The organism is Rhodococcus sp. NPDC055024 (assembly GCF_053608585.1).
In genome coordinates this window covers 490809-503079 of sequence record NZ_JBSGVT010000001.1, presented here as the reverse complement: position 1 = coordinate 503079, position 12271 = coordinate 490809, and the positions used below count along the sequence as shown (strand labels likewise).

Here is a 12271-nt window from a genome sequence, read left to right as displayed (position 1 = left end):
CTGTCCTTCAAGTCACGCGGTGCGTCCGCACTTGTTCTGGCTATTTCGGCGACAACACTAACCACTGACTCGGTGCTCGTAGCTCTAAACCCCCAGCTCAGACGGGTTTGTCGTCTTCGACTGTTTCAGGGGCGTTCGTCAGGCTGCTGCTGGTCGTCCTCCGGATCGTTGGGAGTAAACGCACATGCGAGGACGGCTTCTGTAGAGATTGTCCACATAGGTTGAGCTCGGTGGTCCTTCTACTGTGGCTTGAGTCACTTCGTAGATAGCACCACTGACCTTTTCCGAGGAGTACCCCTGCTATGACCTCCACCGATAGCACCACCACTGACGGTGGGGTTGCGCCGAGCGAGATCGAATCTCGCGTGGTGAAGAAGGTAGCGCGACGGCTGATTCCCTTCCTGATCCTGCTCTATTTCGTGAACTATCTGGATCGTACGAACATCGCTTTCGCGAAGCTCACCATGAGCGCAGACCTCGGGATGACCGAGACGATGTTCGGGCTCGCCTCCGGACTCTTCTTCGTCGGCTACCTGCTGTTCGAGGTGCCGAGCAACCTGGCCCTGCACCGCTTCGGCGCCCGGCTGTGGATCGCGCGCATCATGCTCACCTGGGGCATCCTCGCCGCTGCGCTCGCATTCGTACCCAACGTGGGCAGTCTCTATTTCCTGCGCATCCTGGAGGGAATCGCCGAGGCCGGCTTCTTCCCCGGAGTTCTTCTCTACCTGACCTTCTGGTTCCCGAAGAAGTACCGCGTACGCCTGATGGGCCTGTTCCTGCTGACGCTTCCGCTCTCGTCGGCGCTCGGCGCCCCACTCTCGGCCGCCATCATCCAGTACGGCGACGGTCTGTTCGGCCTGGCCGGATGGCGCGTGATGTACCTGATCGAGGGTCTGCCCGCCGTGATCTTGGCGTTTGTCGTCTGGTTCTACCTCACCGATCGTCCCGCCGACGCAAAGTGGTTGACCCTCGAGGAGCGCACCTGGCTGATGAAGTCGATGGCCGACGAGGAAAAAGAACTCGGCGACGCCGGTCACCAGTCGGCCGGTAAGACCCTGCGCGATCCCCGCGTCATCGGTTTCGGTCTGGTCTACTTCGGAATTACATACGGCCTTTACGCTTTGAGCTTCTTCCTGCCCAGCATCGTCGCGGGATTCAAGCAGACGTTCGACACCGATTTCTCGCTCGTCGAGACAGGCCTGATCGTGGCGGTCCCCTACGCGATCGGCGCCGTCGCGATGGTGCTGTGGAGCCGCCATTCCGACAAGACCGGAGAACGAATGTGGCACGTCGCAGCCCCGACGCTCTTGGGTGCGGTGTCCATTCCGATTGCGCTGTATCTGGATTCGCCGTTCACCGTCATGATCGCGGTCTCGCTCACCGCTGTCGGTGTCCTCTGTGCGCTCCCCGTCTTCTGGTACCTGCCCACCACGTTCCTGACGGGTGCCAGTGCGGCCGCGGGTATCGCCATGATCAACTCGATCGGCAATGCGTCGGGCTTCGGTGCTCCGTACATCACCGGCTGGCTCACCGATGTGACCGGAAATGCCAAGGCAGGTCTGTGGGTGGTGGGCGCCGTGATGCTCTGTGCCGCAATCCTTGTAGTGGTGCTGGCGAAGCGATCGAGCAAGCCTGCTCAGATCTGACCGAGTTTCCCCGCACTGGCACGCAGCCGGATCAGGAGCGCAAGATCGAGCGCCTGGTCCGGCTGACGCCACTGTGTTCCGATCAACCTGTCGATGGACTCGAGGCGTTGGTACAGGGTGTTGGCGTGAATCGCGAGCGCGGCGGCGGTCGCGGAGTGCTTGCAATTGTGTGAGAGGTATGACGCCAGGGTGTCCAATAGTGGAACGCCGCGTCGTTGCTCCTCCTCGAGGAGTGGGCCGAGGGAACGCTGCGTCAGCGATTCGAGTTCGTCGCGGCCGGTGCGGCTGAGGAGAATTCGGTAGATACCGAGTGAACTTGCCGGTTCCACGTGTGAGGCCCGTCCGAGCGTCTCGAGGACGTCGACGGTGTGCTGCGCCTCGACATACGCTCGCGCCAGACCTTCCGCTCCCACCGCGGGATCGGCGATTCCGACGGTCGGGTTCTCCGCCGGCTGCACCCACGCTGCCGCAACTTCTGACGGTGACATCCCCGGAATCAAAGCGATGACCCGTGAACCATGCTCGGCAACAACGGTTCCCGACGGGAATGTAATTTCCTCGATACTGCGACGCGTACGGTCTACGGCGTCGGCCGGGCGGGCCACCACGACGGTGTACGAGCGGTCGGGATTGAGCCCGGCCAGGCGGAACTGCCCGGTGACTTCGGCCGGCGTCGGCGCAGGCCTGGTGATCAGATCGACGAGGAACGCGTCGCGTGCTCGGCGGGTGGCTTCGCGGGCTGCCCGCTCGCCGACCAGTGCCAGCGCAATGGCGGGAGCAGACCTTTCGAGTGCCAATCTCATTGCGGCGGTGGGTTCCTGGCGCGAGAGTAGGAACAGAACTCCGAGTTGGTCACCGGCACTGCGTACTTCGGTGGCGAACAGGAACTGCTCACCGACAATCAGCGTCACTTCCTGCTCGCGTCGGTCTGCGGAAAAGATGTCGAAGACCCGATGCACGCTCTCGCTCACCCGTTGCAACCCTGGCGGGACCTCGGATGTTCCGGTCACGAAGAACACCGGAGAGCCCGTCGACGCCGAGGTTTCCTCCACGAGTTCGCGCACACCACCGCCGCGCAGGACAACCTGAGTGAGCGAACGGTCCCAGGTCAGGGTCTGTTCGAGAAGTGCTGTGCGCTCGGCGAGTTCGGTGTTCGCGGCGTTCACTTCCGCAACCGTCGCGCGATAGCGTTCGAGAGAGCGGGCATTCTCGATGGCCACCGAGGCATGGGCTGCGAGTGCGGACAGCAACGCAACTTCTTCATTGCCGAATCGACGCTCCTGACGCTTACAGGCGCACAGCGCACCCAGGATCTTGCCGTTCAATGTCAGTGGCACGGCCAGCAGGCCGCGCATGTTCTCGGCTCGCGCTGCGTCGTCGGCCGGTCCGATGTGTGCAAACGAGGGATCGTTGCGGTAGTCGGAAGACCAAGCGGGAGAAGAGTTCTCGACTACGCGACCAATCAGACCTTCGTGGAAGGGAACCGTGAGGCCGAGTAGCTGGGACGTGTACGCCCCACTCGTAACCTCGATGATCAAGATGTCGTCGTGAATCAGAGCAAGGTACGAAAGGTCGACGCCGAGTAGTCGTTTGGCCTGGTCCACGATCTCTTGCAGGAGGGCATGGTGATCGTGCATCGTGGTCAGCAGCGACGCGATGTCGTTGAGTGCCCCCAGTTCGGTGGCGCGCTGTCGGCGCTGAGCCAGGAGACTTCGTAGCTGAAGTGCCGAGCGGGCTTCTCGCTCGATCTCGGCGGCGGCCTCGGGGCCTGAGCCTGCGGCCAGTTGATCGCGATGCTCGATCAGTTCCTCGGTGGATGCCTCGGCCAAGAGAAGCTGTAGCCAGTTCTCGTGCATCCGCACTCCCTTGTAAGGCCAACTTGTCAGGCCAACGATGAGTATGGAGAGAATGTCCATACGGTTTCCGGTTTCGCGGAGTAAATCTACATGGGGTGGTGTAGCCGCCGTCACTATCGTGGAGGCATGACACTCCTCGAGGCGCTCAGCTCGCAGATCGATGCGGATCGACTGATCACCGACCCCGACATCATGGCGAGCTACATCCACGACGACGCCGAGTGGGCTCCCTACGAGATGCCGGTCGCCGTGGTCCGTCCGCGCACAGCCGAGCAGGTACAGACGGTTGTGCAGGCGTGCATCGCCCACGGTGCGCCCGTCGTGACGCGCGGCGCCGGTACCGGATTGTCGGGCGGAGCCAACGCGGTCGCTGGTGGCGTCGTGATCGCCTTCGACGCGATGAATGCCATCAAGGAGATCAACACCCTCGAGCGTTTGGCTGTGGTCGAACCCGGAGTGGTCAACGATCACCTCCGCGACGCCTGCGCCGAGCACGGACTCTGGTACCCGCCCGATCCGGCCAGCGCGCCTTGGTCGACGATCGGCGGCAATGTCGCGACCAATGCCGGCGGCCTGTGCTGCGTCAAGTACGGCGTCACCAAGGACTACGTGCTGGGCATGCAGGTGGTCACCGGAACCGGCGAGCTGGTTCGGCTCGGGCGTCGAACTGCCAAGGGCGTGGCCGGGTTTGATCTCTCGGCGCTCATGGTCGGCTCCGAAGGAACTCTCGGTGTGATCACCGAGGTGACCGTCAAACTTCGTCCTCAGCGCGATCCCGAACGCACCATCGTCGGGTACTTCGACTCCATCGTCGCTGCGGGTAAGGCTGTCGAAGCCGTAGCCGCCGACGGTCTCACGCCCTCTGCTCTCGAGCTGATCGACCGACAGTGCCTGCTTGCCGTCGACGCCTGGAAGAACATGGGCCTCTCGGCCGACGCCGAGGTGGTCCTGCTCGGCCGCATCGACACACCGGGCGAGATCGGCGACGCCGAAGCCGAGCGAATGTTGGCCTGCTTCAACCGGTCCGGGGCAACCTGGAGCGCGAGATCCACCGACCAGGAGGAAGCCGACGCCCTGTTCTCCGCCCGGCGTCTGGCATACCCCGCCCTCGAGCGGCTCGGCCCGGTGCTCACCGAGGACATCTGCGTCCCCAAGGCAGCCGTCCCGGAAATGTTGGCGCGGATCGAAGCCATCTCGGCCCGTCACGACACACACATCGCGAACATCGCGCACGCGGGTGACGGCAACCTGCATCCGCTGTTGATCACGCCCCACGACGACGAGGCGGCACGTCGACGCGCTCAGGCCGCTTTTGCCGAGATCATCGACAACGCTCTCGAACTGGGCGGAACCGTCACCGGCGAGCACGGAGTCGGCCTGCTGAAGATGGGCGGCCTGGCGCAGGAACTATCTCCGGCGGTTGTTGCGATGCATCACGCGATCAAAGGCGCACTCGACCCACACGGAATTATGAACCCCGGCAAGGTGATCTGAAGAGCCGGCTCCGTAACCGAATCGGTTTCCGGAGTTACACCGCCGAAACGGCGAGTCCCTACGCTGAGTTGAACCACTTGGTTCAACTCGATGTAAGGAGTCACGGATGTTCTCTTCCGACTTGACGCAGGCAAGTGTCGTTCCCCGGCGCGCGGACACGGTGGCAGCGGTTCGGGCTGCGATCGCACTCGACGGCGCCGCGGTTTACGGCGGGCTGCACACCGAGGAGGACGCGATTGCCTTTGCGTCGAAGTTGCTCGGTGAGAAGTACATTCGCGTCGGCCGACAGTTCGAGGCAAGCGCAAGAAGTCAGGATGCCGAGGCCGCCGTCGTCGACACCCAACCGGTGGACGAACGCGGCAGGAAGCGCTCGTTCGGCATCTCCGGCGAGCGGATGACTGCCCACAACGACGGTTTTGCGTTCGGTGACTACGCGCCCGACTATCTGTTTCTGTGGTGCAAGCGCCCGGCGTACCCGAGTGGCGGCGACTCGTTTCTCATCGATGCGGTCAAACTGACGCGATTGCTCGCCTTCGATCCCGCAACTGCGGAGCTGGCCGAATTCTGTTGGAGCACAGACATCGACCATTCGGAACCGAACTTCCCGCAGAACACATTCGCGCCGATCGCCCGGACGGTGCCGAGTGGACGCAACCAGGTTCGGTATCACCCATATCTCGCGCCGATCGCCGGCGAATCGGAAGAAGCGCAGTGGCCGCTGGTGAAGCAGTGGAGTGAGGCCGTGATTCACGTGCGAGACAGCGGGCCGATGTTCCGTGCCGAAGCCGGCGAGATGATCTGCATCGACAACTACCGGGTGCTTCACGGCCGCGACGGATACACCGACCCCGGCCGTGAGCTGTACTCGATCTGGGGATGGTCGAGCGACGCCGTGGCAGTGCCGCAGCAGGCTCTCGACATCGTGCAACCAGACCTGGCGGCGCTCGCTATGTGATCGACCTCGCCGCAGAATGCACGGTGGCAACAATCGATTCCGTCAGATGCCGGGCGGCACGGTCGACCACTGCGCGGTCGCCGCCACCGATCAGCGTCATCTGGAAACCGCGCCAGGCGGCGACGATCTCGTGTCCGAGCGTTTCGGCAAGCTCGGCGTCGACGCCGGTTTCGGCTATGGCGCGGGCAGTTTCGTCGGCCCATTCGTTGGCTACGCCCTCGAGGAGCGGGCGGTACTGCTCCGAGTCGAATGCGGCCACACCGAAGAGTTCGAAGAAGAGTCGATGGTAGGCAACAAGTTCGGGGTCGGCGAGGATGCCCCACGCGTCGTGTAGACGGTCCGCGATGGGGATCTCGGAATCGCGGATCAGATCGAGGAGATGGGCGATCCCGGGAAAGCGAAGCCCGGCGCGGCGCAGTGCCTCGAGGAGCAGTCCGGCCTTGCTCCCGAAGTAGTACAGAAGCATGCGATTGTTGGAACCGAGTGCGCGGCTGAGCCCCCGAAGCGTTGCGGAGGAGACGCCGAACTCGAGGACGTAGTCGGCGGCGAGGTCGAGAAGGCGGTCGCGTTCTGAACCGCTTTGCGACCCGGGTGGACTACTCACCGCTCGACCCTACTTCTCGGGCGGCACCAAACCGTGGACAGCGAGCACGTCGAGGACGTCCTCCGGCGAGGTACCGAGATCCCAGCGTCCGAAGATCAACAGCCTCTCGGTGTCGGTGGGCCGGTCGACGATGTCGATCTCGAGCATCGGGACGCGTCGACCCAGACGCGGGTAGCGGACAAGCCGCACGCGGTCGATCTGTTCGCGAGTGAACGTGTGCCGGGCGCGCAGTCGCTGCACCGCGATCGACTTGGCTCCCGCGTCTTCGATCACGGCCAGGCGGGGACGCTGACGCAGGGCGAGGCCGCCCATCACGAACAGCCCGATCACCGCGAGGGCGAGCAGGAAGCGTCCGGCCGGCTCCGTGGGCGCGACGATCGAGGCGATCGCGAGGGCAATTCCGCCGCCGAACATCGCGTAGACAACACCCATCGGAGTGGCCCACGAGACGACCTCCGTGGCGTTGTCACGAGGCTGTGGATGAAATTCATCCTCGAGCATGTGGATAACTTCCTAGGTTGTCCACAGGAGTTATCCACAATGGGGATGAATGACACCCATGTAATTGAAAGACGGTCACGATCCGGGTCGAATCAGATACTCGCTGGTCAGCGCCATCTCATGGTCATGACAAGGCCGACAACCATGAAACCGAAGCCGACGAGGAAGTTATAGTTTCCCAAGTCGTTCATCCACGTGATCGAATCCGCGGCCAAGTAGTACACAATCAGCCACGCCAGGCCGACAAGCATGAATCCGAGCATCACCGAGACGTACAACGTGCTCGACGGACCCATCTTCACCTTCACCGGAGTGCGGTTTGCCGGGTTGACTGTGTAGTCGTTCTTCTTACGGACCTTCGACTTGGGCATGACGTCCTCGCTCTACGGTGTGACCTGCATGTGTTACCTACACGCTAACGTAGCTGTGTCCAGTTGGTCACCGGCCGACCTGCACAATCCGGGAGGAGCCACGTGTCTTCGGGTGAATCTTCACGAACCGTCTGGCACATCGGTGTACTTGCCGTCTGCCTGGTAGCCGGTCTGATGGTCGCCACGGCGCAACGATCCGCCGAGGAAAACCAGCTGCAGGTCACCGAAAGCACCAGGCTCTCCGATCTGGTTCGCAGTGCCCAGGCCAATGCCGAGAAAGTTTCGGCCGACCGGGACGAACTTGCCGCCCAGCTCGATTCGCTGCAGCAGGACGCCGCTCGGTCCGATGCCGGCGTGGCAGCGGCGCTCGGTGACATCAAGAACATCTCCGCCGACGCGGGACTGACGGAGATGACCGGCCCTGGTGTCGTGGTCACGATGACGGACGCTCCGCGCAACGCCGACGGCAAGTATCCGGTCGACGCCACCCCGGACGACCTCGTCGTGCATCAGCAGGACGTCCAGAGCGTCCTGAACGCGCTGTGGGCGGGCGGTGCCGAAGCGGTGGGCATGCAGGACCAACGGATCATCAGTACGTCGGCGCCGCGGTGCATCGGAAACACTCTCCTTCTTCACGGACGTACCTACAGCCCGCCGTACGTGATGAGCGCCATCGGCGACGTTGCTCGCCTCGAGGCGGCCCTCGCTGCCGAACCGGGCATTCGGATCTACAAGCAGTACGCGACCCGCTTCGGCCTCGGGTACACGCAGGCAACGCCGTCGCAGATCACGGTCCCCGCCTATACCGGCGGATAGCACGGGCGTTTACCCTGCTCTCATGAGGATTCTCGTCGTCGACAACTACGACAGCTTTGTGTTCAACCTGGTGCAGTACCTCGGCCAGCTCGGAACCGAAGCCGTGGTCTGGCGCAACGACGATCCACAACTGACGGCCGACCTCGAAGGTGCAGTAGCTCAGTTCGACGGCATTCTCCTGAGCCCGGGCCCCGGAACTCCACAGCGCGCGGGAGCGACAATGGATCTGGTGAAGGTCTGCGCCGACACCAAGACCCCGCTGCTCGGCGTCTGTCTCGGACATCAGGCGATCGGTGCGGCCTTCGGCGGAACCGTCGACCGCGCTCCCGAACTGCTTCACGGCAAGACGAGTCTGGTGCACCACAAGGACGTCGGCGTCCTGGCCGGACTGCCCGATCCGTTCACCGCTACCCGCTACCACTCGCTGACAGTTCTCGAGGACACCATTCCCGAGGAACTCGAGGTGACTGCCCACACCGAGAGCGGCGTCGTGATGGCGATGCGTCACCGCGAACTGCCGATTCACGGCGTCCAGTTCCACCCCGAATCCGTCCTCACCCAGGGTGGACACCGGATGCTCGCGAACTGGCTCGCAGTCTGCGGTGAGGCGCCGCCGGAAGGACTCGTCGCAGCCCTCGAGGCCGAGGTCGCGTCGGCGCTCGGTGGCGCATTGCCCGCAATTCTCTGACACCCGTCCACAAAAAAGTGCCTCCCGGAAATCTCCGGGAGGCACTTTTTTCACTTTGCTAGCGGCCGGGGATTCCGAGCGCTCCGACGCTGACGGTGATGACCGCGTCCTTGGAGATCTCCGAGCCCGGAGGCTGCGTCTGCGAGGCGATCTTGCCCACCATTTCCGGGACGAGCGTCGTGGTCTGGTTCTGCACCAGCTGCGATGCGGTTCCCGCCCAGCCGGCCGCCCGAAGCGCGGTCAACGCCTCCGAAATAGTCTTGTTCGTGAGATCAGGCATCGAGACCTGGTTGCCGTTGGACACTCGCAGCGTCACGGTCGAACCCTTGGTGGCCGAAGTGCCACCAGTCGGGTCGGTCGAAACAACCTGTCCCTTCGGCAGACCCGAATCGATCTCCGTGATCTGCACGACGAACCCGGCCCCTTCGATGTTGGGCCTCGCCACCTCTTCACGCTGACCGGTCACATCCGGGACACGAACCTGCTCCGGACCGGTGCCGACGGTGATCGAGACCGCGGAATCGAGAACAACCGACACTCCGACGGCAGGATCCTGATTGACGATCTTGTCGACCTCGGCAATGGTCGACGCGGCCTTGCCGATGGTCGGATCAAGTCGGAGTCCGACGGAGTTGAGCTTCTTCTCGGCGTCGTCCTGGCTCAGGCCGGTCAGGCGCGGGATCGCGACCTGCTCGGGTCCGGTGGACACGTCGATGGTGACGGTGCTGCCCTTCTCGATGCGCACCCCGGCAACCGGACGCGTCGTGATGACGTTTCCGGCGGCGATCACCTTGTCCGTCTTCTGCTGACGCTCCACCTGGAATCCGGCGTTTGTCAGCGTCGCCTCGGCGACGTCGGCGGGCTGGTTGGTCAGGTCACCCGGAACGGTCACCATCTCGACCTTCGGCGAGTTCACCCGAATGAGGAAGAACGTCACCAGACCGATCACCAGAAGCGCCGCGATGCCCATCAGGGCGTAGCGTCCGCCCTTCTTCTTGGCAGGCGGCTCGGCAGCGCGAGTTGTCCTCGTAGCAACCGGCTCGACCGGATCAGGAGCAGTGCGGTAGTTCCCGGTGTCGGAGCCGACGGCGCCGAGGATGGTGGTGCGGTCCTCGTCGTTCATCACCATCGGCGCACTCGGACGCTGACCGCCCAGGACACGCACCAAGTCGCTGCGCATGTCGCCGGCGCTCTGGTAGCGGTTGGCCGGGTTCTTGCTCATCGCCTTGAGAATGATCGAATCCAGCTCGCGCGGAATGTCGGGATTGATCTCCGACGGCGTCTGCGGATCCTCACGAACATGCTGGTACGCCACGGCGACGGGTGAATCACCCTTGAACGGCGGCTCGCCCGTCAGAATCTCGAACAGCACACAACCGAGCGAGTAGACGTCCGAACGCGCGTCCACCTGCTCACCGCGCGCCTGCTCCGGCGACAGGTACTGAGCGGTGCCGATCACGGCCGCCGTCTGCGTCATCGGGCTCGACGCGTCGGAGATCGCGCGTGCGATACCGAAGTCCATCACCTTCACGGCGCCGGCGCGGTTGATCATGATGTTGGCGGGCTTGACGTCGCGGTGCACGATGCCGTTGCGGTGGCTGAAGTCCAGCGCGGCACAGACGTCCGCGATCACTTCCATCGCCTTGCGCGGAGTCATCGGCCCGGTGCTGCGCACGATGTCACGCAACGTGTCGCCGTCGACGTACTCCATGACGATGTACGGCAGCGGCCCGGCGTCGGTCTCGGCTTCACCGGTGTCGTAGACGGCCACGATCGCCGGATGGTTCAGCGCGGCAGCGTTCTGCGCCTCACGACGGAACCGCAAGTAGAACGTGGGGTCGCGCGCGAGGTCTGCACGCAGCACCTTGATCGCGACGTCGCGGCTGAGTCGGAGATCGCGCGCCAGGTGAACCTCGGACATTCCGCCGAAGCCGAGAATCTCACCCAGCTCGTAGCGGGAGGAGAGATTGCGGGGTGTCGTCATTGGTCTTGTCCTAGCGGTTCTTCAGCGTCTCCGGGATCCGCCAACGGCTCAGTGGTCGTTGTGGTCGTCGTTGTCGTCGTGGTGGTGGTTGTGGTCGTCGGAGTGGTTGTTGTCGTGGTCGGCGTTGTTGTGGTGGTTGTGGGCTCGGTCGTGGTTGTCGTCGGCCGAGTCGTCGTGGTGGTCGGCTCGGTGGTCGTCGTTGTCGGCCGAGTCGTCGTCGTGGTGGGCTTGGTCGTCGTCGTGGTCGGCAACGTCGTGGACGTGACGACGGGCGGCGTCGGGTCGCTCGGACCGTCGGTCGCGATCCAGACTCCACCGATGATCAACGCCAACAAGATCAATCCGCCGCCGGCCCACGCCACGGCCTTCTGCCCACTGGTCATTCCGCCGGCTGCCGCGTCGTCCGCAACAGCTGCGCCCGTCACCGGGTCCGCGTACGTCGGCGGCATGACCTGCGTGGCACCCGTAGCCGGCAACGCGCTCGCGGCGCCGGTAGCGAGTACGCCAGGAGGCGGCGGACGCCTACCCGCGCGGACAGCTGCGACGGCGTCGGCGAACTCGCCACCGCTGGCGTAGCGGCCGGCCGGATCCTTGGTCAACGTGATGTCGATGAGCTCGCGGATGTTCGGCGGCAGGTCGGCCGGCATCGGCGCCGGAGTTTCCTGCACGTGCTTCATCGCGACGGTCAGCGCGCCGTCACCGGTGAACGGGCGTCGACCCGAAAGTGCTTCGTATCCGACGATTCCCAGCGAGTACACGTCACTCGCCGCGGTCGCGTCCTGACCGAGAGCCTGCTCGGGCGCGATGTACTGGGCAGTGCCCATCACCATTCCCGTGCGCGTGACAGGTGAGTTCTCGACGGCCTTGGCGATGCCGAAGTCCGTGATCTTCACCTGGCCCGTCGGTGTGATGAGGATGTTGCCCGGCTTCACATCGCGGTGCACGACACCGGCGTCGTGTGCGACCTGCAGAGCGCGGCCGGTCTGCTCGAGCATGTCGAGGGCATGCGGAACCGCCAGGCGGCCGACGCGTGCCAGGACAGCGTTGAGCGGTTCACCGTTGACGAGTTCCATCACCAGGTACGCCGTGGAATCACCCGAGCTGTCGCGGGTCTCGCCGTAGTCGTAGATTCCGGCGATACCGGGATGGTTGAGCTGTGCGGTGGTGCGGGCCTCGAAGCGGAAGCGCTCCAAGAACTCCGGATCGGAAGAGAACTCGGACTTGAGTACCTTGACGGCGACGCGACGGTTGAGCCGGGAGTCGGTGGCTTCCCACACCTGACCCATCCCACCGGTGGCGATGAGACGGATCAATCGGTAACGATCGGCGATCAAAGCGCCGTTGTTCAACGCCACG

At 63.9% G+C, this 12271-nt stretch carries 11 protein-coding genes; 5 read left to right on the top strand and 6 right to left on the bottom strand.

From position 1 onward, the window contains the following. Positions 1–302: 302 nt before the first annotated feature. Positions 303–1646 (top strand): MFS transporter, encoded by a 1344-nt coding sequence (locus tag ACWF6P_RS02285; RefSeq protein WP_452619816.1) that lies wholly within the window; start codon positions 303–305, stop codon positions 1644–1646. Here ACWF6P_RS02285 and ACWF6P_RS02280 read toward each other — a convergent pair. After that, positions 1637–3502: a helix-turn-helix domain-containing protein gene (locus ACWF6P_RS02280; RefSeq protein ID WP_452619815.1), complete on the bottom strand. Its 1866-nt coding sequence runs from the start codon at positions 3500–3502 to the stop codon at positions 1637–1639. The two genes, ACWF6P_RS02285 and ACWF6P_RS02280, sit on opposite strands and share 10 nt — an antisense overlap. 126 nt (positions 3503–3628) lie before the next feature. On the opposite strand from ACWF6P_RS02280, the gene ACWF6P_RS02275 reads away from it, so the two are divergent. Continuing rightward, positions 3629–4996 (top strand): FAD-binding oxidoreductase, encoded by a 1368-nt coding sequence (locus ACWF6P_RS02275; RefSeq protein ID WP_378647435.1) that lies wholly within the window; start codon positions 3629–3631, stop codon positions 4994–4996. A gap of 106 nt (positions 4997–5102) precedes the next feature. Then, a complete protein-coding gene (locus ACWF6P_RS02270; protein WP_452619814.1) occupies positions 5103–5951 on the top strand; it encodes a TauD/TfdA family dioxygenase in 849 nt (282 codons plus the stop codon). Here the strand turns inward: ACWF6P_RS02270 and ACWF6P_RS02265 are convergent. From ACWF6P_RS02265 to crgA, 3 genes are all read right to left on the bottom strand, one after another. Beyond that, entirely contained in the window at positions 5944–6555 is a 612-nt protein-coding gene (locus ACWF6P_RS02265; protein WP_452619813.1) for a TetR/AcrR family transcriptional regulator, read from the bottom strand. The two genes, ACWF6P_RS02270 and ACWF6P_RS02265, sit on opposite strands and share 8 nt — an antisense overlap. A gap of 9 nt (positions 6556–6564) precedes the next feature. Continuing rightward, positions 6565–7056: a PH domain-containing protein gene (locus ACWF6P_RS02260; protein ID WP_452619812.1), complete on the bottom strand. Its 492-nt coding sequence runs from the start codon at positions 7054–7056 to the stop codon at positions 6565–6567. Positions 7057–7163: 107 nt separating this feature from the next. After that, the gene (gene crgA, locus ACWF6P_RS02255) at positions 7164–7427 is read right to left on the bottom strand and encodes a cell division protein CrgA (RefSeq protein WP_003942576.1); all 264 of its coding nucleotides are present in this window, start codon (positions 7425–7427) and stop codon (positions 7164–7166) included. A 102-nt stretch (positions 7428–7529) separates the two neighbouring features. Here crgA and ACWF6P_RS02250 point away from each other — a divergent pair, with 102 nt between their 5' ends. Then, on the top strand, positions 7530–8243 hold the full coding sequence (locus ACWF6P_RS02250; RefSeq protein WP_003942461.1) for a DUF881 domain-containing protein: 714 nt from the start codon (positions 7530–7532) through the stop codon (positions 8241–8243). A gap of 22 nt (positions 8244–8265) precedes the next feature. Beyond that, positions 8266–8931, top strand: coding sequence for an aminodeoxychorismate/anthranilate synthase component II (locus ACWF6P_RS02245; RefSeq protein ID WP_003942537.1), 666 nt, complete (start codon positions 8266–8268; stop codon positions 8929–8931). 58 nt (positions 8932–8989) lie between these two features. On the opposite strand, the gene pknB is transcribed toward ACWF6P_RS02245, so the two are convergent. After that, entirely contained in the window at positions 8990–10915 is a 1926-nt protein-coding gene (gene pknB, locus ACWF6P_RS02240; RefSeq protein ID WP_452619811.1) for a Stk1 family PASTA domain-containing Ser/Thr kinase, read from the bottom strand. Continuing rightward, entirely contained in the window at positions 10912–12270 is a 1359-nt protein-coding gene (locus tag ACWF6P_RS02235; protein WP_452619810.1) for a protein kinase domain-containing protein, read from the bottom strand. The genes pknB and ACWF6P_RS02235 overlap by 4 nt, the downstream gene beginning before the upstream one ends. Position 12271: the final 1 nt, after the last annotated feature.